Origin of the sequence: Leucobacter muris (assembly GCF_004028235.1) — a bacterium.
GTDB classification, from domain to species: Bacteria; Actinomycetota; Actinomycetes; order Actinomycetales; family Microbacteriaceae; genus Leucobacter; species Leucobacter muris.
Window position 1 is genome coordinate 2,839,407 of the sequence record NZ_CP035037.1, and the last position, 23,841, is coordinate 2,863,247.

Genomic DNA, 23,841 nt, shown 5'->3' on the forward strand with positions numbered 1-23,841 from the left:
AGCGGCGCCGGATCCGGCTCAGCGCCGGGGCACCCCGCGCAGCGCCCGCTCGTAGACGTCGATCATGCGCGCGGTCTGCGCCGACTGCAGGAAGCGCCTCCCCTCCGGCTCGGGCACGCGCAGGCCCTCGCCCCGCTCCCCGGACTCGACGAGCCCCGCCGCCAACTGCTCGGCGGCGACCCGCAGGGTGCGCGCGAGCGCAGCGACGCTCTCGTCGGCCACGCGCCACTCGACCGAGGCGGCGACGTCGTCGGCGATGTCGTGGTCGCAGAAGACGGTCGGCGTGCCGAGCGCGGCCGCCTCGAAGGGGGTGAGGCCCTGCGTCTCGAAGCCCATCGAGGTCTGCACGAGGGCGTCGGCGTCGCGCATCGCGGCGAGCGCGTCGCGGTAGGGCACCGGGCCGGCGACGGCGACCCGGTCGGTGAGGCCGTGGCGGGCGATGCGCTCGCGCACGCGGGGCAGCAGCAGGCCGGCCCCGTGCAGCACGACGTCGGCGTCGATCCCCGACTCCGCGACGGCGTCGATGAACTCGAGCACCCGTTTCTCGTGGCTCATGCGCCCGAGCCACACGAACCTCGGCCGGTCGCGCGGCGAGCGGGGCGTCGCCCGCACCTCGTCGATCGCGGCGTCGTCGACGCCGCCCCGCGTGACGAGCACCTCGTCGGCGACGCCGTGGCGTTCGAGTTCGTGGGCGAAGTGCTGCGACGGGGCGGTCACCGCGGTCGCCTCGGCGGCGAGTTCGGCGAGGTAGCGCCAGGCGCCGTGCGCCGCCCGGGCGACGACGCCCCGCGGGCGGCCGAGCACGAGCCCCCGCCACGCGCGCAGCCCGAGGAACACGATCGGGGCGAGCGGTGTGACGGCGCGGGTGCCCTCGTCGACGTGGTTGTGCATCGTGTGCACGATCGGCAGCGCCGCGCCCCGCTCGCGCGCGGTCGCGAACCCGCGCGCCGCCCCGCCCCGCCCGCGCGCCGCTCCGATCCCGCGCGCGGCGCGCAGCCCGATCATGGCGCCCCAGAAGTCGCCCTGCACGTGCACGAGGTCGACGGGCGGTCGCTGCGCGAGCGCCTCGGCGAGCGCGCGGTCGGAGCGCCGCCCGGGCCACGTGATGCCGTACTCGCGGTCGCGGGTGATGGGCCGCGACGGCAGGTCGACGTAGGCCTCGCGGTCGGCCTCGGCGGGCGCGTAGCCGGGGCGGTGCAGCGCGGGGGCGGCGATGGTGACCCGGTGCCCGCGGCGTTCGAGGTGCTGGCGCTGCAGCCGGATCGCCACCTGCACGCCCCCGAGCGACTCGGGGTGCTGGTCGGTGACGATGAGCACGTGCATGTCAGGCGTCGCCCCGGTACAGCGACTCGAAGGTGTCGAGGGTGCGGTCGATGTCATGCACCTTGACGGCCTCGAGCGACGCCTGCTGCATGCGCCGGTACTGCTCGGGCGCGAGCCCCAGCACGGCTTCGACGTGCTCGGCGAGCTCTCGGTCGTTGCCGGCCTGGAAGAGATGCCCGTTCTCGCCCTCCTGAACGAGGTGCGGCAGCGCCATGGCGTTGGCGGCGACGATCGGCAGCCCCGATGCCATCGCCTCCATCGTCGCGATCGACTGCAGCTCGGCGATCGAGGCGATCACGAACACGCTCGCCTCGGTGAGGTGGGCGCGCAGCTGCTGGTCGCTCACGCGGCCGGTGAAGTGCACGCGATCCGCGATGCCGAGATCCTGGGCGAGCTTCTCGAGGCTCTTGCGCTGGTCGCCGTCGCCGACGACGGTGAGGCTCACATCGAGTTCGGGATCGATGCGCGGGATCGCGCGCAGGATCACGTCGATCTCCTTCTCGAGCGTGACCCGTCCGACGAACACGAGCCGGTTCGCGGTGCGCGGTTCGAGGTCGGCGGTGTAGTCGGAGGCGCGCAGCCCGCAGCTGACGGGCAGCACCCCGCGGCGGTGGGTGTTGCGCTCGAGGAAGTCGGCGGCGCGGCGCGTGGGCGTGGTGACGGCGGCGGCGCGGGTGAGCACGCGGTCGGCGTCGTTCCACCCCCAGCGCACGAAGACGCGTTTGGCGCGCTCGGGCAGCAGGGTGAAGTCGAGCACGTTCTCGGGCATGACGTGGTTGGTGGCGACAATGCGGATGCCCCGCTTGGCGCCCTCCTTCGCGAGGGCGCGCCCCACGACGATGTGCGACTGGATGTGGATGACGTCGGGCCGCACGGCGTCGAGCAGCTTGCGGGCGTAGGAGCGGGCGCGCCAGGGCAGCACGAAGCGCAGCCAGTCGTGCGGGTACCAGCGCCAACTGGTCCACCGGTGCACCGTCATGCGCTCGCCCTCGATGGTCTCGGAGAAGCTGCCGGTGCGGTTCATCCGCTTCGAGGGGGCGACCACGTGCACGTCGTGCCCGCGCTGCACGAGCCCCGCCGCCAGGCGCTCCGCGAAGCGGGCCGCTCCGTTGACGTCGGGTGAGAAGGTGTCGCATCCGATGAGGACGCGAAGAGGGGGCTGGCGATCGGTGGTGCTCACGGTGTGCGGGAGTCCTTCGGTCGATGGGGTGTTGCCGGTGGGCGAACGCACTCAAGTGTATGCAGCGACGCCTCGGAATCATCGCAGCGCTGCGCCGAGTCGGCGCAGCGCGCAGGCCGCTCCGAGGGGCCGATCAGGCGCCCGAGGGGGTGCGGGGCGCGGGCGGCTCGGGATCAGGATCCGGATCGGGGCCGCGTCCCGGGTCGCTCCGCATGCGGGGCACGTAGCGCGGGATCCAGCGCGCGAAGCCCGCGGCGCCGAGCACCGCGAGCACCCCCGTGACGGTGCTCGCGAGGGGCAGCGACACCGCAGCGATGGCGGAGACCGCGAGGGGCGCCGCAGCGCCGCCGAAGTCGGTGAGCGTGCGCCACGCCGCGAGGTAGGGGGCGGGGTTGCCGCGGGGGGCGAGGTCGGCGCCGAGGGTGAGCAGGATGCCGCTCGACAGTCCGTTGCCGATGCCGATCACCACCGAGCAGCCCACCAGCCACCAGACCGCCCCGGGCAGGTCGTGGGTGGTGGCGAGCAGCAGGAAGCTGAGCGCCATCGCCACGGTCGCCGGCAGCGCCGCCCACAGGCGGCCGAATCGGTCCATCACCTGGCCGCTCACGTAGAACAGCGCGAAGTCGATCGTGCCGGCGATGCCGACCACGAGCGCGACGCCCGTCGCGTCGAGGCCGATCGAGACGCCCCAGAGCGGCAGCAGCACGTCCTTCACGGAGCGCAGCCCCGAGAGGATCGCCGCCGAGCCGCCGATGCGCAGCAGCGGTTCGCGGCCGACGCGGATCGCGCCGATCACCCCGCTCGATCCCGGGGCGGGCACGGGCCCGGTGCTGGCTGGGCCACCCGGGGGGCGGTCGGACAGCAGCCGCTCGGGATCCGGAGCGAATCCCACGAGCAGCGCGGTGAGCGCGAGGCAGACGACGAACGCCCAGACGGGCGCCTCCTGCGCGCCGGTGAGGCCCAGCAGACCGGCCGCCAGGAAGGGCCCCGCGAACCTGCCGAAGCGGTGCGACCCTCCGATCAGCGACAGGGCCCGGGCTCGGAACGAGACCGGCACCCGGGTCGTCATGAGCGAGTGGCGCGCGAGGCCGAACGTCGCCTCGGCGAAGCCGATCACGAACACCGACGCTCCGAGCACGGCGAGGCTCGGGGCGAGCGCCACGCCCAGCGCGCCCGCGAACGCGACCGCGGACGCGATGAGCATCGCGATCCGCTCCCCCGACCGAGACACGAGCCAGCTCGCGGGCAGGTTGCCGAGCAGGCGGCCCACGACCACGGCCGAGGCGATGACGCCGGAGAGGCCGAGCCCGGCGCCCTGCGACACGGCGATGACGGGCACGATCGGCAGCATCGCGTAGGCGCCGAGGGTGAACAGGATCGTGGGCCCGTAGATGCTCGGGGCGAGGCGCAGCAGCAGATCCCGTGTGGAGTTCGACATGTCACCTCCAGCGTACGCCCGCGGGCGGTCGGATCGCGCCGGGCGCCGGGTGCCGGGCGGAGGTCGGCCGGGGGGGGCGGCCGGCTCCCGGCCGAGACGGAGGCGGAATACTAGCTCTTTTCAGCCAGTGCGTCTGCGCTCTGGTGATCGACGCATGAGGCGAGCACGCTGGATCGGTGCCCAACATCCACTCGGAAGCCGCGCTGAAGATCGGCCGTCGCGTACGCGAGGTGCGGCATCGACTCGGCATCTCGCTCGAGGATCTCGGCGAGCTCTCCGAGATCAGCTGGACGAGCATCGGCAAGATCGAGCGCGGCGTCTCCAGCCCCACGGCCGAGACCCTCGTGCGCCTCGCGACCGCACTCGAAGTCGACCCGGGCAGCTTCCTCTCGGGCCTGACCGCCGACGACTACGGCGCCCGCCTGCACCAGCTCTCGGCCCGGGATCTCATCAGGGCGCGGGCCGAGCAGGGCCGCGGACGGCGCCGGCGCAAAGCCTGAAGGGGGCCCGCAACCGGCCCGACCGGAGCCGTCAGGCCGGCCGTCTCAGCGCAGCGTCGCCGACAGCACCGTGAAGGTGCGATCGCGGGCGACCTCGCGCACGGGCCCGACCTCGCGCTCCACGAGCGATCGATAGCGCAGGTGCGAGTTGAAGACGAGTCGCAGCTCGCCGCCCGGCGCCAGCGCACGACGGCACGCGCGGATCAGGCGGTGGGCCACGCCGGCGTGCACCGTCGATCCCGTGTGGAAGGGCGGATTGAGCAGGATCAGCTCGGCCCACCCGTCGGGCACGGCGTCGAGCGCGTCGGCGCGGTGGATCGCGACGCGATCCGCCACCCCGGCCTCCATCGCGGTGAGCCGCGTCGCCGCGACGGCCGCGGTCGACTGATCGGTGGCGGCCACCCGTGCCGCCGACCACCGCAGCGCGGCCGAGACGGCGAGCACCCCGTTGCCGCAGCCGAGATCGACCACCCGCGCGGGTCCAGCCCCGCCGTCCGGCGAGCCGCCGCCGGCCTGCGCGTCGCCGAGACCCTCGAGCAGCAGCCGGCTGCCGTGGTCGAGCGTCGCGCCGCCGAAGGTGGTCCCGAACGCCGCGACGCGGAACGCGAGCGCCGGGTCGGAGCCCCAGCGCGGAAACGGCGCCGGCCCCGCGTCCCGCGGCCCGCTCGCGGTCAGCACTCGGGCCTTGCGCCGCCCCAGCCCTGCAGAGACCTCTCCGAAGTATCGGCCGAGCACGCCGTTCTGCGCGACGGTCATGTGCTTCACCCGGCCGCCCGCGTACACGCGCACGCCGGGGTGCGCCCAGCGCGCGATCGACCAGGCGATCTCGTCGAGCGCGTCGAGTCCCCGAGGCAGCTGCAGCAGCACGAGCCGTGCACCCCGCAGCAGCGACTCGTCGAGCGGGTGCGAGGCGTGCAGGCCCGCGAACCCGAGGCGCTCCGCGTTCGCCTGCAGCGCGAGCTCGCCGAGCAGCGGGTCCTGGTGCACGCGGATCGCCCGCGCTCCGAGCACCGCGGCGCCCAGGGTCAGCGCCCCGTGGCGGTCGCCGATCACGACGACGTCGCCGTCGCCCGCCTCCCGCAGCTCGGCGGCTGCGGTATCGAGGATCAGCTCGTCGGCGGCGTCGTACGCCTGCAACTCGGGGGCGTCGAAGTCGGGATGTCGCGAGAGGCGCGCGAAGAGCTCGGCTACGGCTTCCACACGACGACCTCGGCGTTGCGGCGCACGCGGGTGCCGCGACGCAGCGTGATCACCTCGCCGCCCGCGGCGCCCGCGGCGAACACGCGCCGCTCGGGTCGCTGCAGCCGCTCCTCGGCGAGGGCGTGCTCGAGGTCTCGCACGCGATCCTCGAGCTCGCGCACGCGATCCTCGAGGTGCAGCACCCGCCGGATCCCCTCGAGACTGAGCCCCTCGGCCGAGAGCCGCGAGACCTCGCGCAGCCGCGCCACGTCGTGCAGGGAGTACCGGCGGGTGTTGCCGCGGGTGCGCTGCGGCGACACGAGCCCGATGCGGTCGTATTGGCGCAGGGTCTGCGGGTGCATCTCGGCGAGTTCGGCCGCGGCGGCGATCGCGAACACGGGGGTGTAGCGATCCATCTGCGGTTCTGCCATGCGACTCACCTTCCTCGGGTCAGCCCCGGGCGCGCGACAGGAGATCCTCGCGCGGATTCTCCTGGGGCTCCACCTGTCGGAACGCCTCGAGGGCTTCGCGGGCCTGCTCCGAGAGGTGCGACGGCACGACCACCTGCACCTCGGCGAGCAGGTCGCCGGTGCCCTTGGAGCTCTTCACTCCGCGGCCCTTGACCCGCAGCACCCGGCCGCTGGGCGTGCCCGGCTGCACCTTGAGGCGCACGGGATCGCCGCCGAGCGTGGGCACCTCGACGGTGCCTCCGAGCGCGGCCTCCGAGAAGGTGATCGGCAGCTTGAGGCGGAGGTTCTGCCCGTCGCGCTCGAAGACCGGGTGCTTGCGCACGCTCACCGTGAGGATGATGTCGCCCGACGGCCCGCCGTTGGGGCTGGGATCGCCCTTTCCGCGCACCTTGATCTTCTGCCCGTCCGAGACGCCGGCCGGGATCTTGACCTTGACGGCCCCGTTCGGGGTCTGCAGCGTGACGGTCTTGCCCTGCACCGCGGTCTCGAAGTCGAGTGTGGTCGTGGCCTGGATGTCGCGCCCCGGCTGCGGCCCGCTGGGGCCGCCGCCGAACAGGTTGAAGATGTCCTCGTAGTTCTGCCCGCCCTGCGGGAAGCCGCCCTGGTAGCTGAAGTTCGCGCCGCCGCGACCGCCGCCGAACATGCCTCCGAAGATGTCCTCGAAGCCCTGCGCGCCGCCACCGCCCGCGGTGAAGCGGGCGCCGCCGGCGCCCATGGCGCGGATCTGGTCGTACTCGGCTCGCTGCTCCTTGTCGGAGAGCACCGAGTAGGCCTCGCTGATCTCCTTGAACTTCGCCTCGGCGACCGTGTCACCCGGGTTGGAGTCCGGATGGTACTTGCGGGCGAGCTTGCGGTAGGTCTTCTTCAGCTCGGCATCGCTCGCGTCCTTCGAGACGCCGAGGACGGCGTAGAAGTCTTTCTCGAGCCAATCCTGACTAGCCATCTGCCCTCACCGCCACCGCTACCTTGGCGGGGCGCAGCTCGACGTCGCCGACGCGGTACCCCCGCTCGATCACGTCCAGTACCGTCTGCTGCTCCGTGCCGGGAACCGGCACCTGGGCGATGGCCTCGTGCAGCTGCGGGTCGAAGGGCTCGCCCTTCTCGCCGTGGCTCTCGACGCCGAGGCGCTCCATGGTGCCGCGGATCTTCTGGGCGATCGTGGCGAACGCGGAGCCCTCCACGAGGTCGCCGTGCTGCTCGGCGCGATCGAGGTCGTCGAGCACGGTGAGCAGCGGGGTGACCGCCGCCGCGACGGCGCGCTGCTTCTCGAGCTGGGCGTTGGCCTCGGTGCGCTTGCGGTAGTTCGCGTACTCCGCGCTGAGACGGCGCAGATCCTCGAGGTAGGGGTGCTCCTCCGCAGGGGCGCCCTCGGCCTCGTCGGCCGTCTTCGCGTCGGAGCTCTGCTCAGCGTTCAGGATGTCGTCGACGGTGAACCCGTCTTCCTGCGGCACGGGGCCGGAGGCGTTCGCCTCCGGCCCCGTCGTCGCAGGAACATCGTCGCTGTTGGGGTCTTCGCCCGGCGTGCGCTGTTCCTGATCCGCCATGGTTACTTCTGCTCCTCGTCCTCGACGACCTCGGCGTCCACCACGTCGTCGTCGTTCGACTCCCCGGAGCCGGCGTCGGTCGTGGGCTGCTCGGCCTGGGCGGCCGCGTAGATCGCCTCGCCGAGCTTGGTCTGGCTCTGGCCCAGCTTGTCGGCGGCCGTCTTCACGGCATCGTCGTCATCGCCGGCCAGTGCCTGCTTCAGCGCGTCGAGGTCGCCCTGCACCTCGGTCTTGACGTCGTCGGGAAGCTTGTCCTCGTTCTCGGAGATGAGCTTCTCGACCGAGTAGGCCAGCTGCTCGGCGTTGTTGCGCTGCTCGGCGGACTCGCGGCGCTTCTTGTCCTCGGACGCGTGCTCCTCGGCCTCGCGCACCATGCGCTCGATGTCCTCCTTGGAGAGCGTCGAGCCGCCGGAGATGGTGATCGTCTGCTCCTTGCCCGTGCCCTTGTCCTTCGCGGAGACCTGCACGATGCCGTTGGCGTCGATGTCGAAGGTCACCTCGATCTGGGGGATGCCGCGGGGCGCGGGAGCGATGCCGGTGAGCTCGAACGTGCCCAGGTTCTTGTTGTCGCGAGTGAACTCGCGCTCGCCCTGGAAGACCTGGATCGCCACCGAGGGCTGGTTGTCCTCGGCCGTGGTGAAGGTCTCGCTGCGCTTCGTGGGGATGGCGGTGTTGCGCTCGATCAGCTTCGTCATGATGCCGCCCTTGGTCTCGATGCCGAGGCTCAGAGGGGTCACGTCGATGAGCAGCACGTCCTTGCGCTCGCCCTTCAGCACGCCGGCCTGCAGGGCCGCGCCCACGGCGACGACCTCATCGGGGTTGACGCCCTTGTTGGGCTCCTTGCCGCCGGTGAGCTTCTTCACCAGCTCGGTGACGGCGGGCATGCGGGTCGAGCCGCCGACGAGCACCACGTGGGCGATGTCGGAGACCTTGACGCCGGCTTCCTTGATCACGTCTTCGAAGGGCTTGCGGGTGCGCTCGAGCAGATCCTTGGTCAGGTCCTCGAACTTGGCGCGGGTGAGCGTCTCGTCGAGGTTGGCGGGGCCGTTCTCGGTGAGCGAGAGGTAGGGGAGCTGGATCTGGGTGCTCGTCGAGTTCGAGAGCTCCTTCTTGGCCTGCTCCGCGGCCTCCTTGAGGCGCTGCAGCGCGATCTTGTCATTCGAGACGTCGACGCCGGTCGAGGCCTTGAACTGCTCGGCGAGCCAGTTGACGATGCGCTGATCCCAGTCGTCGCCGCCGAGGCGGTTGTCGCCGGCGGTGGCGCGCACCTGGATGGTCGAGAAGTCGTCGTCCTTGCCCACCTCGAGCAGCGAGACGTCGAAGGTGCCGCCGCCGAGGTCGAAGACGAGGATGAGCTCGTCTTCCTTGCCCTTGTCGAGGCCGTAGGCGAGGGCCGCGGCGGTGGGCTCGTTGATGATGCGGAGCACGTTGAGGCCCGCGATCTCACCGGCCTCCTTGGTGGCCTGGCGCTCGGCGTCGTTGAAGTAGGCGGGCACGGTGATGACCGCGTCGGTCACCTTGTCGCCGAGGTAGGTCTCGGCGTCGCGCTTCAGCTTCATGAGCGTGCGGGCGCTGATCTCCTGCGCCGTGTAGCGCTTGCCGTCGATCTCATCGCTCTTCCAGTCGGTGCCCATGTGGCGCTTGACCGAGGCGATGGTGCGGTCGACGTTGGTGACGGCCTGGCGCTTCGCGGTCTCGCCGACGAGCACCTCTCCGTCCTTGGTGAATGCGACGATCGACGGGGTCGTGCGGAACCCCTCGGCGTTCGCGATGACGGTGGGCTCGCCGCCCTCGAGCACGGCGACCACCGAGTTGGTGGTGCCGAGATCGATGCCTACTGCACGTGACATGTGTTCTCCTTACGGTTGCTGTTCCGGATCCGCTCCCCCGATCCGGAGGTGGCATCCGCGGCCTTGCGCTCAGGGCCGACCAGTCGGGCCAGACCTTGAGCCTGATGCACTCAAGTTTACTCGAGGCCACCTCGCCGTCAAGCCCGTCCGGGTAAACTTGAGCCGAACACACTCAACTCTCAGGGTTCACCCGGCGCCTCCCTCGTGTTTCCCTCGATCGAGTACAGTGACCACATGAGCGACATCGCCTCAGATCCCGCGCTGCACGAGAACCACCTGCACGATCCGCAGGCTCCGGGCGTCAAGAAGCGCACGATATTCGCCTGGTCGCTGTGGGACTGGGGATCCGCCGCATTCCAGGCGGTCGTCACCACCTTCGTCTTCACCGTCTACATCACCTCGTCCGCCTTCGGCCCCGAGGAGCAGACCTCGGTCGCCCTCGGCACCACGCTCTCGATCGCGGGCGTCGCCGTCGCGCTCTTCGCGCCGCTCTTCGGGCGCCTCACCGACGCCACCGGCCACCGCAAGCACTCGCTCGCGGTGACGACGGGCATCGTCATCGCCTGCACCGCGCTCATGGTGCTCGTCGCCCCCTCCCCCGACTACTTCATGCTCGGGCTGGTGCTGCTCGCGATCGGCAACATCGCCTTCGAGTTCGCGAGCGTCAACTACTACTCGATGCTCACCCAGCTGTCGACGACCCGCAACGTGGGCCGCGTCTCCGGCTTCGGCTGGGGCATGGGCTACCTCGGCGGCATCGTACTGCTCACCATCGTGCTCGTGGGCTTCATCCTGCCCGACACCGGGTGGTTCGGCGTCACGAGCGAGGGCGGCTGGAACGTGCGCGTCGCCATGGTCGTGTGCGCGCTCTGGTTCGCGGTCTTCGCGATCCCCACCTTCTTCGCGGTGCCCGAGGTCTCGGCCGACCGCGATCGCCGCGTCGTCGGCGTCGTCGCCGGCTACCGCGCGATCTTCCGCAGCATCGCGCAGCTCTGGCGCACCTCCCGCCACACGCTGTTCTTCCTCATCGCGAGCGCCATCTTCCGCGACGGGCTCGCGGGCATCTTCACCTTCACCGGCATCGTCGCCTCGCTCTCGTTCGGCTTCGACCCCGCGACGGTCATCATGTTCGCGATCGCGGCGAACGTCATCTCGGGTGTCGCCACCATCTTCGGGGGCGTGGTCGAGGATCGCTTCGGCGCCAAGAACGTCATGACCGTCTCGCTCGTGCTGCTCGTGATCGGGCTGATCCTCATGTTCGCGCTCGCCCCGCTGGGCGCGCCCGCGTTCTGGACCGTGGGCCTGTTCGCGACGATCTTCGTGGGCCCCGTGCAGGCCTCGAGCCGCAGCTTCCTCGCCCGCCTCACGCCGCCCGGCAAGGAGGGCGAGATGTTCGGGCTCTACGCCACCACCGGTCGCGCCGTCTCGTTCCTCGCACCGGCGATGTTCACCCTCGCCGTCGCGATCGGGGGCGCGACGATCTTCGGCATCCTCGGCATCGGGCTGGTGCTGCTCGTGGGTCTCGTGCTGCTGCTGCTGGTGCGGGTTCCCGCAGACGCCTAGACTTCCCCCGCCGAACCCGAGCCGCCTCGCGCGGATCGACCGGCGGCGGGAATCCCGCCCGTGTCGATGCTGCGACGCTTGTCGCGCCGCTCGACGGCGAGGCTCACCAGCATGAGCGCGAGTCCCGCGCCGGTGAGGATCGCCCCCACCCAGCCGGGCGCCAGGTAGCCGAAGCCCGCCGCGATCACGACACCGCCGAGCCAGGCGCCCAGGCTGTTGGCGATGTTGAAGGCGGCGTGATTGAGCGCGGCGCCCAGCAGCCTCGCCTCGTTCGACACCCTGATGAGCCGTGACTGGAGCGACGGCATGAGCAGCGCCGACGTGCCGCTCGCGAGGAAGGCGAACACGAAGAGGCCGACCGGGGTGTGCGCGAAGACGGTGTAGAGCACGAGCGCGCCGAGTGAGAGCGCGAGTCCGAGCGCGGCGGCCCCGCCGGAGCTGCGGTCGGTGAGCACACCGCCGACCAGGTTGCCGATCGTCATGCCGAGCCCCATCGCGGCGAGCACCCACGGCACCGCCGCGACCCCGAGCCCGACCTCGCGCGTCGTCACCTCGGCGATGTACGAGTACACGGCGAAGAAGCCGCCGAAGCCGATCGAGCTCACCCCCACCATGATCCACACGCGCGGATTGCGCAGCGCCGAGAGCTCCCGCAGCGGGCTCCTCGTCGGGTCGCCGGGGTAGCGCGGCAGCAGCACGAACACGAGCAGCAGGGTCGCCGCGAAGAGCAGCGCGACGAGCCCGTAGACCCACCGCCAGCCCAGCTGCTGTCCGACCATCGTCGAGAGCGGCACCCCGATCACGTTGGCGAGCGTCAGGCCCGACATGGCGAGCGCGATCCCCCGCCCCTGGCTGCCCGGCCCCATGAGGCGCCCCGCGAGCAGCGACACCACGCCGAAGTAGGCGCCGTGCGGCAGCCCGGCGACGAAGCGGAAGACCGCGACCGAGCCGAACGTCGGCATGAGCGCCGAGGCGAGCGTGCCGAGGGTGAGCAGCGCCAGCAGCCAGTAGGTGAGCGTGGTCTGCGACATGCGCGCCCCGAACACCGCGAAAGCCGGAGCCCCCACCACGACGCCCAGCGCATACCCCGTGATGAGCACGCCGGCGTGCGCGATCACCTGGGGCGGATTCTGCTCGTAGCCCGGCAGCAGGTCTCGCGCGATGTCGGGCAGCAGGCCCATCGTCGCGAACTCGGTGATGCCGATCGCGAAGCCGCCGAGCGCGAGCGCGAAGAGGGCCAGGTTGCGTCGGAGCCGGGTGATCTCGGGCACGGGGCGCGCCGCCTTTCGTTTCGGGATCGCGGGCCCTACCTGAGGCGTCGCTGCTCGAGCTCCCAGTACTCGAGGCCGAACGCCTGCGCCTCGGTGACCGTGCGGTAGCCGCCGAGCCGTTCGGCCGCCTCGATCACCCGGATGGTGTGCCGGTAGATGTCCATGACGGCCCCCGCGGCCTTCGCATCGGCGCCGACGGCGACGAGCCCGAGATCGGGGTGCAGCACCACGCGCGGGATCGGATCGAGCATCACGAGCGCCTCGTCGGCGCCGCGGTTGCGTTCGAAGTACCGGCGGTACTCGGCGACGTAACCCGCCACGTCGTCGCCGAGCAACGGCACCCGCTTGGTTCGGATGACGTGCTCGAGCGTCGTCGGGCCGAGGTCCGTGAGCCGCTCGAGGTCGGGGCGCGCCAGGAAGGCGCGCACTTCGTCGTCGTCGCAGCGCAGCGCGTGCACGTGACCGGCCGAGTAGCGCCGCAGCTCGGTGAGCAGGGTGCGCGCCTGCTCGGAATCGCCGGGGCGCAGCTCGCTCACGGTATCGGCGAAGGGGGCGCGGATCGGCCGGCCGAGCGCGGCGATGCGCGCCTCGGCGCGCTCGACCAGTTCGAGGTGCAGTGCGAGCGCCTCGTCGACGGTGTCCCCCATGGTGAAGAGACCGTGGTGCTGCAGCACGATGGCGCGGGCGCTCGAGCCGGCCCCCCGCCACAGTTCGGGCACGACCTTGGCGAGGTCGAAGCCGGGCATCACGTACGGCACGGGGACCACCTCGTCGCCGAGCAGCTCGGTCACGAGATCGAGCCCTCGCTCGGTGTCGGTGATCGCCACGATCGCGTCGGCGTGGGTGTGCAGCACGGAGGCGAAGGGGAGGGCGTGATGCAGCAGCGCCTCGATGGTGGGGGCGGGCCTGCCGGGCTCGACCGTGGCCGCCGCATAGCCGTCCATCATCTCGGTGTCGCTCAGCGAGGCGCCCTCGAGCATGCGTTCGAGGTCGGCGCGTCGCAGCTGCACGAGGCCCTCGGGGGTGAGCGCGCCGAGGTCGAAACCGGAGGCCTTCGCCCAGAGGAAGTCGTGATCCTTGGCAGAGGTGTTGCCGCCGCCGTGGAGCACGAGGAAGGGGTCTCCTCCCAGACGGCGGGAGGCCTCGACCGTCCGGCGCCTCAGCGCTTCGGCGGGAGCTCCGCGCTGGTCCGTCGCCATCCTGTTCCTCCTTCTCCGCCGCCCCCGGCGGCTCCCCGATGAGCGCGCGGTCGGCGCCGGAGCGCCGACCGCCGCACCCTAGTCTTCCGCGCCGCCCGAGAGCTCGCGGTACTCGGCGTGCGCCTCCTCGGCGCTCGCCCCGCCGTGCACGACCGAGCGCACAGCCTGGATCATGGCTGCCGGAGCCTTCCGCTGGAAGATGTTGCGGCCCATGTCGACGCCGGCTGCGCCCTCCGAGATGGCCCGGTGCGCCATGGTGAGCGCCTCGAGCGACGGCAGCTTCTTGCCGCCCGCCATGATGACCGGCACGGGGCAGCCGGCGGTGACCTGCTCGAAGCCCTCGGGGCAGTAGTAGGTCTTCACCATCTGCGCGCCGAGCTCGGCGATGATGCGGGTCGCGAGGCCGAGGTAGCGCGAGTCGCGGGTGAGCTCCTTGCCGACGGCGGTGACCCCGAGCACCGGGATGCCGAGGCGCAGGCCGGCATCGATCTGCTGGGTGAGGTTGTGCACCGACTGCGTCTCCTGCTCGCCGCCGATGAACACCTGCACCGCGACGGCCGCCGCGTCGATCCGCGCGGCGTCCTCCATGTCCATCGCGATGCGCTCGTCCGAGAGATCCTTGAGGATCGACGGACCGCCCGACGCCCGCACCACGAGCGCGGTGTCGAGCGAGGCCGGCACGACGGAGCGCAGCACGCCGCGGGTCGCCATGAGGGCGTCGGCCTGGGGCGCGAGGGGCACGATGTTGAGGTCGACGCGCTCGAGGCCGCTCGTGGGGCCCTGGAAGTAGCCGTGGTCGAACGCGAGCATCACGGTGCGGCCGTCGTCCTTGAAGATGCGGGAGAGGCGGTGGCGCATGCCGAAGTCGAGCTGACCGGCGCCCTTCACGGGCGACCCCGCGGTCACCTGCGGGGTGCCGAGGCCGAAGTCCTTCGAGTCGATGTTGCCTTCAAGATCTGCCATGGTGGATCCTTTCTCGATGATTCGCTGGAGTGTCGCGCGCGGCGACGCGCGACACTGAGGGTCTGGCCTAGGCGTCGCCCTTGGCGCGGGCGATGGCCTCCGTCGGTACGGGGTCGCCCGGCACCCAGGGCACCTGCACGCCGTCGGCCGGATCGTAGGGCGCCTTCACGAACAGGGCGCGGAACAGCTCGTCCGACTCGTTCACGAAGTAGTGCATCTCGCCGGGGTCGCAGCGCACCACGTCGCCCGCGCACAACCGGTAGCTGCGCTCGCAGTCGATCCAGAGCGTGCACGTGCCCTCGAGCACGACGAAGCTCTCCTCGATCTGTGCGTGGTAGTGGTTCGAAGCGTCATCGCCGGGACGAAGCTGCACCACGCCGAAGTCGGTGCGGGGGCCTCGGAGCAGGTACCCGGGGCCGTACTCGCCGAACCGGTACTCCGCCTTGCTCGTCTGCGTCAGTTCCATGCTTGCTCGTCTCTCTTTCCGCTGTTAGCTTCCCGGTGCACGCCAGAGCGACGTCGTGATCCCGGCATTCATGAGGTCCCGCTGCGGGGCGTAGGCCTCGGCCCATCGCTCCCTCACGCCCTCGTAGGTCTGGTGCGCCTCCGCGTCCGGCTCGACGGCGCCGTCCCAGGCGAGCCACGAGCGCGCCGCCGCCGAGGGGGTCTCGAACTCGCCGGCTCCGGCGGCCGCGCAGGCCGCGGCGCCCTGGGCCGTCGCCTCGGTGACGGCAGGGATGCGGATCGGGCGGCCGAGCACGTCGGCGACGATCTGGGCCCACACGCCGCTCTTCGCCGAGCCGCCCGCGAAGATCACCTCGTCGGCGTGGGTGCCGCTGAATCCCTCGACCATCTCGAGGTTGAGGGCGGCGACGATCGCCGCGTTCTCGAGCAGGGAGCGGAACATGGCCGCCCGCACCCGCGCGCCTCCCTCGAGCGAGAGGTTGAGGAATGAGGGCGCGGCGTGCTTCCACCTCCGGTAGTTCATGACGTCGGAGAAGATCGGGATGACGCCGTCGGAGCCGATCGGGATCCCGGCTGCGGCCTCGGTGAGGATGTCGAGCGGGTCACTACCGGTCGCCCGGGCGCGCTGCTGCTCCTCGTGGGCGAAGGTGTCTCGGAACCAGCGCACCGCGGTGCCGGTGTGGAAGGCGATGGCCTCGGCCTGCCAGAGGCCCGGGACGGCGGCGGCGTTGACCCGCACCCGCATCTCGGGGTCGGCGGACGCGGTGGGCAGGTTCACGAACTGCTGCCAGAAGGTGCCGGCGATGATCGCGGCCTCGCCCGGCTCGGTGAGGCCGAGCCCGAGGGCCGCGAGCTGCGCATCGCCTCCGCCGAGCACCACGCGGGTGCCCGTGCCGAGGCCGGTCTCGGCCGCCGCAGCGGCGGTGACTGTGCCGATCGTGGTGCCGGGCTCCTCGGTGCGGGGCAGCAGGTCGTCGCGCAGGCCGCACATGCGCAGCAGCTCGGGATCGCCCCGGCGCGAGGCCAGCGAGACGAAGCCCGACGTGGAGCCGTTCGACGGCTCGATGGCGCGCTCCCCGCTCAGCCGGTACAGCACCCACTCGCTGAGCATGAGCACCGTGTCCGCGCGCTCGTAGAGGTCGGGACGGTGCGACTTCAGCCAGCGCAGCCGGGGCCCGGCGGCGAGCGCGAAGGTCTGCCCGGTCGCGGCGTAGATCCGCTCCTCGAGTCGGGGATCGGCGGCGAGCGCGCGCACCTCGGCCTCGGCGCGGGCGTCGACGTTGGCGCACGCCCAGATCTCGCGCCCCTCGGCGTCGAGCAGCACGATGCCTTCACGCATCGAGGTGGAGCTCACCGCGAGGATGTCGTCCCCGCGGAGGCCGGACTTCGCGAGCGCCTCGCGCACGATCTCGACGATGAGCGCCCAGTTTCGCTCGGTCGCGAAGCCCATCGAGCCCGGAACCCCCGGTTCGGGGTCGTGCTCCCAGCTGCGCTGGGAGATCGCGACGGGGGATCCGTGCAGATCGAAGATGCAGGCGCGCACCGATCCGGTGCCCGCGTCGATGGCCATGACGTGGCTCATGCGTGTACTCCTGGGTTCATGCCTCGACGCCCTCGGCTGCGAGCAGCGCTCGGGCGACGTCTTCGGTGGTGACGAGCACGTCGAGGTAGCCGCCGCGCAGCGCGCCGAGAATCGCGGGCACCTTGTGCAGGCCGCCGGCGATGCCCACGACGTTGGGGATGCGGCGGAGGTCGTCGACGCCGACCCCGATTCGCCGGGTGTGGAGCGGCAGGTCGAGCACCTCGCCGTTCTCGTCGTAGAACAGGCCGAGGATGTCCCCGACGGCGCCGAGCTTCTGGAACTCGACGAGCTCATCGTCGGTCACGTAGCCCTTCTGGGCGAGGGTGGCCTGCTCGGCCACGGCGCCGATGCCGATGAGCGCGTGGTCCGCGGCGCGCGAGCGCTCGAGCACGCGCTGCACCACCCCCTCCTTCTGCAGCTCGGCGGCGAGACTCGCCGACGACACCACGATGGGAGCCGGGATCACGGCGTCGGTGTGGCGCGCGGACTTGCCGCGCACCCGGCGCAGGGTCGGCACGTAGGCGTTCACGCCGCCCGTCAGTGTGACCGTGCTGATCTTGGCGGTCTGCTCGACCGGCAGGCGCTCCATGGTGGCCTGCACGGTCTCCCCCCAGCCGATCGCGAGCGTCTGGTCCGACTCGAGCAGGTTCTGCAGGTACTGGGCTCCGCCGCGCGCGAGGCGGCGCGAGACCGAGAAGGCGTCCTGCGTCTCGTCGCCCAGTGCGGGGGGGGGCACCAGCGCCTCGGTGAGACCGAAGGTCTCGCGCAGCTTGCGCCCGATCTGGAAGGCCTCGAAGTGGCTCGAGCCGATGGTGAAGGTCACGATCCCGTTCTGCCGGCTGCGCTCGAGCAGGCGGCCCGCCGTCGCCCGGGAGATCGAGAGCTTCTTGGCCACCTCGTCCTGAGTCAGCTGATCCACGTAGTAGTACCAGGCGGCGCGCAGGATCTGCTCCCGGGTCTCCCAGTTCTCCTCTTCGAGGCTGCCCATGGTCTCGTCCCCTCCCCCAGATTGCTCTGATGTCTCGAATGGCGGTGATGCGGTGAGGGGCGGGGCCCGCCCCTCACCGCGCGGTGCTGCTAGAAGTCGAAGTCGTCGATGTTCTCCGCAGTGAACACCGTACGCTCAGGCATCACGATGATGCCGTTGCCGTCCGCCTCGTAGTCGTAGCCCTGCACCGAGTTGGGCTGCACCTCGAGCTCGCCGAAGCCCTCGACCTCGAACTTGTCGCCGACGTTCAGCTCGGTGCCGTCGAGCAGCATCGACGCCACGTGCACCGACAGCGCGCCCTGCGCCTGCGCGTCCCACAGCGCGAAGCGCTTGAGCGTGCCGTTGTGGATGTACTCCTTCATGGCGTTCGGGGTGGAGAAGCCGACGAGGGTGATGTCGGTGCGGCCCAGGTTCTCGAGCGCCTGAGCGGTGCCCGGCAGGGCGTTCGCGTCGGGGGCGATGATCGCCTTGAGATCGGGGTTGGCGTTGATGAGCGCCTCGGCCTGCTGCACCGCCTGCTCGGTCTGGTTCTCCGAGAAGATCGTGTCGACGACGTCCCACTCGGTCTCGTCCGCGATGATCGACTTCGCCACCTCGGCCCACTGGTTCTGGTCGGTCACGGTGGGGCTCGAGTAGTGGAAGGCCACCTTCGCGGCGTCGTCGGCCGCGATGTCCTCGAGCGTCATGTCGACGAGCAGCTCGCCCAGCTGGTCGGGGGTGCCCTGGCTGATGTAGAACTGGCGGCACTCGGGGTTCACGTCGGAATCCCAGGTGAGCGTCACCACGCCCTGCTCGCGGGCCTTGTCGAGCGATTGGCACAGGCCGTCGGGGGTGGTCGACGACACGATGACCGCGTCGAAGCCCTGGCCGACGTAGGTGTTGATGAGCTCGACCTGCTTCGCGGCCGAGGCCTCGGGCGAGCCGAGGTACTGCACGTCGAGCCCCAGCTCCTCGCCGGCCTCGACGGCACCGGCGCCGCCGGCCTCGAAGAAGCCGACGCCGGTGAGCTTCGGGATGAACGCGATCTGGGCGCCGCTGCCGCCGCCCTCGCCGCCCTCGCCGCCGCCCGAGCCGCCGTTCGAGCTGCACCCGGTGAGGGCCACGACGCCCACTGCTGCGACCGCGATGGCCGCCTTCAAACGATTCCGCATCGAATCTCTCCAATCAATCTGTGGCGATCGCTCGCCGTTTCTCTACTTCACACTTCCGACGCGGCAGCGACCGGGGTGCGCGGGCCGTCGGCCGCCCCCGCCTGCCTGCGCAGGTTCTCCCGGCGCACGCGGTTGTTCCGCACGCGCTCCGACCAGTTGGCGCTCCACCAGCGCAGGCTCGCGACGGCCACGAGGATCACCCCGGTGAACACGGCGACCTCGTTCTCCGAGAGCCGCGCGAACCGCAGGCCCTGCTGCAGGAAGCCGATCACGAAGGTCGCGACCACCACGCCGAAGATCGATCCCTCGCCCCCGTACATCGACACGCCGCCGATCACCACGAGGGTCAGCACCGGCATGAGCAGCGAGGCCCCGATGTCGGCGCGCGCCGATCCCACGTACGAGGTCAGCAGGATCCCGACGATGCCGGCGGAGAGCGACGTGAGCACGTAGGCGCCCACGATGACGGCGTCGGAGCGGAAGCCCGCGTAGCGCGCGGCGACCGGGTTCGCTCCGATGAGGCGGGCCTGACGGCCGAAGGTCGAGCGCCCGAGCAGCATCGCGAACAGCACGGTGACCACGGCGAAGACGAGCAGCATGTTCGGCAGCCCGAAGGTGCGGCCGCCCGCGATTCCGGTGAACTCGTTGGGCAGGCCGGAGACGCCCTCGAACGAGGAGATGCCGCCCAAGCCCGACGCCGCGAGCGCGAGTCCGGCGAAGAGGAACTGGGTGCCGAGGGTGATGACCATCGGGTTGGCGCGGGTGAGGATGATGAGCAGGCCGTTGACGAGCCCCGCGGCGACCGCGGCGAGCAGACCGATCACGAGCGCGCCCCAGATGCCGACGCCGCTCTTGAAGCTCACACCCATCACGATCGCGCTGAGCGAGGCCACCGAGGCGAAGCTGATGTCGATGCCGCCCGTGATCATCACGATCGCGAGGGGCAGCGCGATGATCCCGAGGTAGATGAAGTCGGACATCGAGAACAGCAGTCGGTTCGGGTCGAGGAACTTCGAGTTGAGCGAGCTGAAGATCACGAGCTCGAGCACCAGCACCCCGATGAGGCCGACCTCCCAGCGTGCGAAGATCTTCAGTCGCGACTGCAGCGCGTTCATGAGCGCACCTCACTTTCGAGCTTCGGATGCCCCTCGGCCGTCTCATCGGCGAGGGCGCTGTAGCGGGCGGCGAGCCGCCGCTTCGAGACGAGGGCGCGCACGCGGGAGTCCGCGAAGAGCGCGGCCAGCAGGATCGCACCGATGACCGTGTCGGACCAGGAGCCGGGGATCCCGAGGAAGCTCAGCGAGCTCGTGGCCGTGCTGATGAAGATCGCACCGAAGACGGCGCCGACCACGGTGCCCACGCCGCCCGTGAGCGAGACGCCGCCGATCACGGCGGCCGCGATGGCCCGCATCTCGATGCCCTGACCGGCCTGGTTGCCGATCGAGCCCACCTGGGCCAGGAACACGAGGGCCGCGGCGCCGGCCAGCAGGCCCGAGATCGTGTAGGCGAGGATCACGATGGTGTTGGTGGAGATGCCGACGAGGTACGCGCCCTCGGCGTTGTCGCCGGTCGCGTAGAAGCTGCGTCCGAACTTGGTGCGGGCCATGAGCAGGGCGAGCGCGGCGATCACCGCGACCGCGATCCAGATGAGGATCGGCACGCCCAGTATCTCGATGCGCCCCACCCGCCGGTAGGCCGCGGGCAGGCTCTCGATCGAGTGGCCTCCGGTGATCAGGAAGGAGATGCCCCGGTAGGCCGCGAGGGTGCCGAGCGTCATCACGATGGAGGGCGCGTGGCCGTAGGTGACGCCGATGCCGTTGATCGCACCGAGCACCGCGCCGAGGCCGAGCACCGCGAGCACCGCGACCCAGATGGGGGCGCCGTCGCGCATGAGCATCGCGCCGACGATGCCCGAGAGCGCGAGCGTCGACCCGACCGAGACGTCGATGTTGCGGGTGATGATGACGATCGCGCTGCCGGCCCCGAGCAGGGCGAGGATCACGGTCGAGTTCAGCACCCGGACGAGGTTGGCGGGATCGAGGAAGCTGGAGTGGAACGCGCCGACGATCGCGACGAGCAGCACCACTCCCCCGATCGTGATGATCTCGCGATGCTTCAACAGGGACTTCATGACTGGTTGCCCTCTCTGACCGAACCGAACGAGGCGTCGCGCACCGACCTCAGCGAGATGTCGTCGCCGGCGAGCTCGCCGCGGATGCGGCCGTCGCGCATCACGAGCACGCGGTGGCTCAGGTCGACGACCTCCTCGAAGTCCGAGGAGATGAGCACGACCGCGAGGCCCTCGAGCGCCATGCGATCGATGAGGCGGTAGAGGTCCTCGCGGGCCGCGACGTCGACGCCGCGAGAGGGCTCGTCGAGGATGATGACCGATGGGTTCGAGGCGAGCGCCTTCGCGAGCGACACCTTCTGCTGGTTGCCGCCGGACAGGTTGGCGAGCCGCCGCCTGCGGCTGCCGGCCTGCAGCGAGAGGTCGTTCGCGAAGCGGTCGGTGAGCTCGTTCTCCTTGCGGGTGCTGAGGATGCCGGCGGTGCTCACGCGCTTCAGCACCGAGGCGGTCGTGTTCTCGACCACCGAGGCGATGAGGAAGATGCCGTGCGCGTGGCGATCCTCGGGCACGTAGGCGAGACCCCGCTCGAGCGCTTTGCGCGGCGTCGGGCGCTCGAAGGCCGCGCCGTTCAGGTGCACCGCGCCGGCACCCGGGCGCAGTCCGTACAGGGTCTCGGCCAGCTCGGTGCGCCCGCTGCCGACCACGCCCGCGATCCCGAGCACCTCGCCGGGGTACACCTCGAACGAGACATCGACGAAGCCCTGCCCGCTCATCGACTCGACCGTCATCACCGGTGTGTCGCCGCGATCGAAGGCGGCGCCGCTGTTGCGGCGCTGCTGCAGCTGCGCATCGGGGACCATGGCCTGCACGAGCGCGTCGACGTCGACCTCGGAGGTGTGCGACTGCAGCACCATGTTGCCGTCGCGCAGCACGGTCACACGGTCGCAGAGCTCGAAGATCTCGGACATGCGGTGGCTCACGTAGAAGATGCCGACGCCGCTCGCGGCGAGCTGCCGCAGCTGGGCGAAGAGGCGGTCGACCTCGCGGGCGGTGAGCGCCGCCGTCGGCTCGTCGACGATGAGCAGCCGGGCCTCGCGCAGGATGCCGCGCACCAGCTCGATGAGCTGCTGGTCGGAGATCGACAGCTCGCTCGCGGGCTGCTCGAGGTCGATGGGATGGCCGAGCGATCCGATCACCTCGGAGACCTCGTCGCGGCTCACCTTGCGCGAGCCGAGGGCGAGCACGACGTTCTCGTAGACGGAGAGGTTCGGGAAGAGCTTCGGCTCCTGCGGCACCATGTAGACCGAGTTGGCGTGGGCCGCCTTCGGCGAGAGGTTCTTCACCTCGTTGCCGCCGATGGCGATGCGACCGGCGTCGGGCTCGATGAGGCCGGTGATGGCCTTCATCAACGTCGACTTGCCCGCGCCGTTGCCGCCGACGAGGGCGTGGATCTCGCCCTGGTGCACGTCGATGTTGACGCCGCGCAGCACGGGGTTCCCACCGAACGACTTCCACAGGTCGTCGACCTCGACGACTACGGGACGTTGGGTCAGCGTGTCCGACACTGTCACCTCCACAGCACTGTGAGCGATAATTCACGAGGTGAGCATGCGCTCACCCTCTGACCAGATGATCTTGACACATGCTCACGGTGTAAGCAAATGTAACTTTTCTGATCGTTACCGAAACGGCGCCTCCCGCCCGCACCCTCGCGACACCCCCTGCAGCGCCACGCCTTCCGGCGCACCCCGACGGGCCGGCGCCGGGGTAGCCTGGATCGGTGGCACGCCCCGACCTCTCCCCCGAGCAGCTCGCCGTATACGAGCGCATCGAGCACACCCGCGAGCACGTCTTCGTGACCGGGCGGGCGGGTACCGGCAAGTCGACGATCCTGGGCCACCTGTCGTGGAACACCAGCAAGATCATCGCGGTCTGCGCCCCCACCGGCGTCGCCGCCCTCAATGTGGGCGGCCAGACCATCCACTCGCTGCTGCGCCTCCCCACCGGCATCATCGCCGATCACGACCTCGACCAGCCCGCCGAGCTCAAGAAGATGCTCGCCTCCATCGACACGCTCGTCATCGACGAGATCTCGATGGTCTCGGCCGACCTCATGGACGCGATCGACCGCTCGCTGCGTCTCGCCAGGGGCAAGCGCCACGACCCGTTCGGCGGAGCCCAGATCATCATGTTCGGCGACCCCTTCCAGCTGCCGCCCGTGCCGCCCCGAGACCCCCACGAGCGCGCCTACTTCGCCGACACCTACCGCTCGCTGTGGTTCTTCGACGCGAAGGTCTGGGCCACCACGCCCATGTCGGTGATCGAGCTCAACGAGGTGCACCGGCAGCGCGACGACCGCTTCAAGCAGATCCTCGGAGCGGTGCGCCACGGCGTCGTCGAAGAGGATCAGGCGGCCGAGCTCAACGCGGCGGGCGCGCGCCCCGCGCCCCGCGACGTCATCACGCTCGCCACGACCAACGCCACCGTCAACCGCATCAACGCCGAGCGGCTCGCCGAGATCCGCGGCTCATCGCTGCGCGCCGTCGCCGAGGTCAACGGCGAGTTCAGGGAGAACACCTACCCCGCCGACGAGGTGCTCGAACTCAAACCGGGCGCCCAGGTGATGTTCCTGCGCAACGACTCCGACGGTCGCTGGGTGAACGGCACCATCGGCACGGTCTCCCGCATCGACGGCACCGTGTGGGTCGAGGTCGACCGCGAGGAGTTCGAGGTCGAGCCCACCGTCTGGGAGCGCTACCGCTACCGCTACGACGCCGAGACCAAGAAGCTCGAGAAAGAGGTCGTGGCCGAGTTCGAGCAGTTCCCGCTGCGCCTCGCCTGGGCCGTGACGGTGCACAAATCGCAGGGCCACACCTACGACGCCGCCGTGATCGACCTCGGCCCCCGCGCCTTCAGCGCCGGCCAGACCTATGTGGCGCTCAGCCGCGTGCGCTCGCTCGACGGGCTCTTCCTGCGGCGCCCGCTGCAGCCGCGCGACGTGATCGTCGACCCCAACGTCGTCAGGTTCTTCGCCGAGCGCCGCAGCCTCGAGAAGGCCTGACCCCGTTCGACGGGCCCGTGCTCGCCGCGGTCGGCTCGCGCAGCCC

At 70.9% G+C, this 23,841-nt stretch carries 21 protein-coding genes; 3 read left to right on the top strand and 18 right to left on the bottom strand.

Annotation, left to right across the window (positions count from 1 at the left end; genetic code table 11):
- Nucleotides 1-18 precede the first annotated feature (18 nt).
- From Leucomu_RS13270 to Leucomu_RS13280, 3 genes are all read right to left on the bottom strand, one after another.
- Complete coding sequence (locus Leucomu_RS13270; protein WP_017883810.1) at nt 19-1,323, bottom strand: glycosyltransferase; 1,305 nt, start codon at nt 1,321-1,323, stop codon at nt 19-21.
- Between the two features lies 1 nt (nt 1,324).
- Complete coding sequence (locus Leucomu_RS13275) at nt 1,325-2,503, bottom strand: glycosyltransferase (protein WP_128387498.1); 1,179 nt, start codon at nt 2,501-2,503, stop codon at nt 1,325-1,327.
- 133 nt (nt 2,504-2,636) lie between these two features.
- On the bottom strand, nt 2,637-3,941 hold the full coding sequence (locus Leucomu_RS13280) for an MFS transporter (protein WP_128387499.1): 1,305 nt from the start codon (nt 3,939-3,941) through the stop codon (nt 2,637-2,639).
- A gap of 176 nt (nt 3,942-4,117) precedes the next feature.
- Here Leucomu_RS13280 and Leucomu_RS13285 point away from each other — a divergent pair, with 176 nt between their 5' ends.
- Nucleotides 4,118-4,441 (top strand): helix-turn-helix domain-containing protein, encoded by a 324-nt coding sequence (locus Leucomu_RS13285; protein ID WP_017883813.1) that lies wholly within the window; start codon nt 4,118-4,120, stop codon nt 4,439-4,441.
- 45 nt (nt 4,442-4,486) lie between these two features.
- Here Leucomu_RS13285 and Leucomu_RS13290 read toward each other — a convergent pair whose 3' ends face one another.
- From Leucomu_RS13290 to dnaK, 5 genes are read right to left on the bottom strand one after another with little or no spacing between them, the layout of a single operon-like run.
- Nucleotides 4,487-5,641: a class I SAM-dependent methyltransferase gene (locus Leucomu_RS13290; RefSeq protein WP_128387500.1), complete on the bottom strand. Its 1,155-nt coding sequence runs from the start codon at nt 5,639-5,641 to the stop codon at nt 4,487-4,489.
- Nucleotides 5,629-6,051, bottom strand: coding sequence for a heat shock protein transcriptional repressor HspR (locus Leucomu_RS13295; RefSeq protein ID WP_017883815.1), 423 nt, complete (start codon nt 6,049-6,051; stop codon nt 5,629-5,631). Before Leucomu_RS13295 ends, Leucomu_RS13290 begins: the two co-directional genes overlap by 13 nt.
- A 19-nt stretch (nt 6,052-6,070) precedes the next feature.
- On the bottom strand, nt 6,071-7,033 hold the full coding sequence (locus tag Leucomu_RS13300; RefSeq protein ID WP_128387501.1) for a DnaJ C-terminal domain-containing protein: 963 nt from the start codon (nt 7,031-7,033) through the stop codon (nt 6,071-6,073).
- A complete protein-coding gene (locus Leucomu_RS13305; RefSeq protein ID WP_128387502.1) occupies nt 7,026-7,634 on the bottom strand; it encodes a nucleotide exchange factor GrpE in 609 nt (202 codons plus the stop codon). Before Leucomu_RS13305 ends, Leucomu_RS13300 begins: the two co-directional genes overlap by 8 nt.
- A 2-nt stretch (nt 7,635-7,636) precedes the next feature.
- A complete protein-coding gene (gene dnaK, locus Leucomu_RS13310) occupies nt 7,637-9,484 on the bottom strand; it encodes a molecular chaperone DnaK (protein ID WP_017883818.1) in 1,848 nt (615 codons plus the stop codon).
- A gap of 234 nt (nt 9,485-9,718) precedes the next feature.
- On the opposite strand from dnaK, the gene Leucomu_RS13315 reads away from it, so the two are divergent.
- Nucleotides 9,719-11,047, top strand: coding sequence for an MFS transporter (locus Leucomu_RS13315; protein WP_128387503.1), 1,329 nt, complete (start codon nt 9,719-9,721; stop codon nt 11,045-11,047).
- On the opposite strand, the gene Leucomu_RS13320 is transcribed toward Leucomu_RS13315, so the two are convergent.
- From Leucomu_RS13320 to Leucomu_RS13365, 10 genes are all read right to left on the bottom strand, one after another.
- Nucleotides 11,044-12,318: an MFS transporter gene (locus Leucomu_RS13320; protein ID WP_128387504.1), complete on the bottom strand. Its 1,275-nt coding sequence runs from the start codon at nt 12,316-12,318 to the stop codon at nt 11,044-11,046. The genes Leucomu_RS13315 and Leucomu_RS13320 overlap by 4 nt on opposite strands.
- 35 nt (nt 12,319-12,353) lie before the next feature.
- Nucleotides 12,354-13,517, bottom strand: coding sequence for a class II aldolase/adducin family protein (locus tag Leucomu_RS13325; RefSeq protein ID WP_128387505.1), 1,164 nt, complete (start codon nt 13,515-13,517; stop codon nt 12,354-12,356).
- A 78-nt stretch (nt 13,518-13,595) separates the two neighbouring features.
- On the bottom strand, nt 13,596-14,480 hold the full coding sequence (lsrF, locus tag Leucomu_RS13330) for a 3-hydroxy-5-phosphonooxypentane-2,4-dione thiolase (protein WP_128387506.1): 885 nt from the start codon (nt 14,478-14,480) through the stop codon (nt 13,596-13,598).
- A 67-nt stretch (nt 14,481-14,547) separates the two neighbouring features.
- The gene (locus Leucomu_RS13335; protein WP_128387507.1) at nt 14,548-14,946 is read right to left on the bottom strand and encodes a cupin domain-containing protein; all 399 of its coding nucleotides are present in this window, start codon (nt 14,944-14,946) and stop codon (nt 14,548-14,550) included.
- 24 nt (nt 14,947-14,970) lie between these two features.
- On the bottom strand, nt 14,971-16,527 hold the full coding sequence (gene lsrK / locus Leucomu_RS13340) for an autoinducer-2 kinase (protein WP_128387508.1): 1,557 nt from the start codon (nt 16,525-16,527) through the stop codon (nt 14,971-14,973).
- A gap of 16 nt (nt 16,528-16,543) precedes the next feature.
- Nucleotides 16,544-17,515, bottom strand: a complete 972-nt coding sequence (locus tag Leucomu_RS13345) for a sugar-binding transcriptional regulator (protein WP_128387509.1) — start codon at nt 17,513-17,515, stop codon at nt 16,544-16,546.
- Between the two features lie 89 nt (nt 17,516-17,604).
- Entirely contained in the window at nt 17,605-18,666 is a 1,062-nt protein-coding gene (gene lsrB, locus Leucomu_RS13350) for an autoinducer 2 ABC transporter substrate-binding protein LsrB (protein ID WP_164884572.1), read from the bottom strand.
- A 47-nt stretch (nt 18,667-18,713) separates the two neighbouring features.
- A complete protein-coding gene (locus tag Leucomu_RS13355) occupies nt 18,714-19,781 on the bottom strand; it encodes an ABC transporter permease subunit (protein WP_128387510.1) in 1,068 nt (355 codons plus the stop codon).
- Nucleotides 19,778-20,797 (bottom strand): ABC transporter permease, encoded by a 1,020-nt coding sequence (locus Leucomu_RS13360; protein ID WP_128387511.1) that lies wholly within the window; start codon nt 20,795-20,797, stop codon nt 19,778-19,780. The genes Leucomu_RS13355 and Leucomu_RS13360 overlap by 4 nt, the downstream gene beginning before the upstream one ends.
- Nucleotides 20,794-22,299 carry a sugar ABC transporter ATP-binding protein gene (locus Leucomu_RS13365; RefSeq protein ID WP_017883829.1) on the bottom strand — a complete coding sequence of 502 codons (1,506 nt, stop codon included), beginning with the start codon at nt 22,297-22,299 and terminating at the stop codon, nt 20,794-20,796. Before Leucomu_RS13365 ends, Leucomu_RS13360 begins: the two co-directional genes overlap by 4 nt.
- A 215-nt stretch (nt 22,300-22,514) precedes the next feature.
- On the opposite strand from Leucomu_RS13365, the gene Leucomu_RS13370 reads away from it, so the two are divergent.
- Nucleotides 22,515-23,795: an ATP-dependent DNA helicase gene (locus Leucomu_RS13370; protein ID WP_128387512.1), complete on the top strand. Its 1,281-nt coding sequence runs from the start codon at nt 22,515-22,517 to the stop codon at nt 23,793-23,795.
- Nucleotides 23,796-23,841 lie beyond the last annotated feature (46 nt).

What these genes read in the sequence shown, in the direction of transcription:
- lsrF (WP_128387506.1), bottom strand. Translation starts at nt 14,480, where the DNA reads ATGGCAGATCTTGAAGGCAACATCGACTCGAAGGACTTCGGCCTCGGC.
- Leucomu_RS13360 (WP_128387511.1), bottom strand. Translation starts at nt 20,797, where the DNA reads ATGAAGTCCCTGTTGAAGCATCGCGAGATCATCACGATCGGGGGAGTG.
- Leucomu_RS13305 (WP_128387502.1), bottom strand. Translation starts at nt 7,634, where the DNA reads ATGGCGGATCAGGAACAGCGCACGCCGGGCGAAGACCCCAACAGCGAC.
- Leucomu_RS13270 (WP_017883810.1), bottom strand. Translation starts at nt 1,323, where the DNA reads ATGCACGTGCTCATCGTCACCGACCAGCACCCCGAGTCGCTCGGGGGC.
- Leucomu_RS13295 (WP_017883815.1), bottom strand. Translation starts at nt 6,051, where the DNA reads ATGGCAGAACCGCAGATGGATCGCTACACCCCCGTGTTCGCGATCGCC.
- Leucomu_RS13280 (WP_128387499.1), bottom strand. Translation starts at nt 3,941, where the DNA reads ATGTCGAACTCCACACGGGATCTGCTGCTGCGCCTCGCCCCGAGCATC.
- Leucomu_RS13335 (WP_128387507.1), bottom strand. Translation starts at nt 14,946, where the DNA reads ATGGAACTGACGCAGACGAGCAAGGCGGAGTACCGGTTCGGCGAGTAC.
- dnaK (WP_017883818.1), bottom strand. Translation starts at nt 9,484, where the DNA reads ATGTCACGTGCAGTAGGCATCGATCTCGGCACCACCAACTCGGTGGTC.
- lsrB (WP_164884572.1), bottom strand. Translation starts at nt 18,666, where the DNA reads ATGCGGAATCGTTTGAAGGCGGCCATCGCGGTCGCAGCAGTGGGCGTC.
- Leucomu_RS13325 (WP_128387505.1), bottom strand. Translation starts at nt 13,517, where the DNA reads ATGGCGACGGACCAGCGCGGAGCTCCCGCCGAAGCGCTGAGGCGCCGG.
- Leucomu_RS13300 (WP_128387501.1), bottom strand. Translation starts at nt 7,033, where the DNA reads ATGGCTAGTCAGGATTGGCTCGAGAAAGACTTCTACGCCGTCCTCGGC.
- Leucomu_RS13355 (WP_128387510.1), bottom strand. Translation starts at nt 19,781, where the DNA reads ATGAACGCGCTGCAGTCGCGACTGAAGATCTTCGCACGCTGGGAGGTC.
- Leucomu_RS13345 (WP_128387509.1), bottom strand. Translation starts at nt 17,515, where the DNA reads ATGGGCAGCCTCGAAGAGGAGAACTGGGAGACCCGGGAGCAGATCCTG.
- lsrK (WP_128387508.1), bottom strand. Translation starts at nt 16,527, where the DNA reads ATGAGCCACGTCATGGCCATCGACGCGGGCACCGGATCGGTGCGCGCC.
- Leucomu_RS13315 (WP_128387503.1), top strand. Translation starts at nt 9,719, where the DNA reads ATGAGCGACATCGCCTCAGATCCCGCGCTGCACGAGAACCACCTGCAC.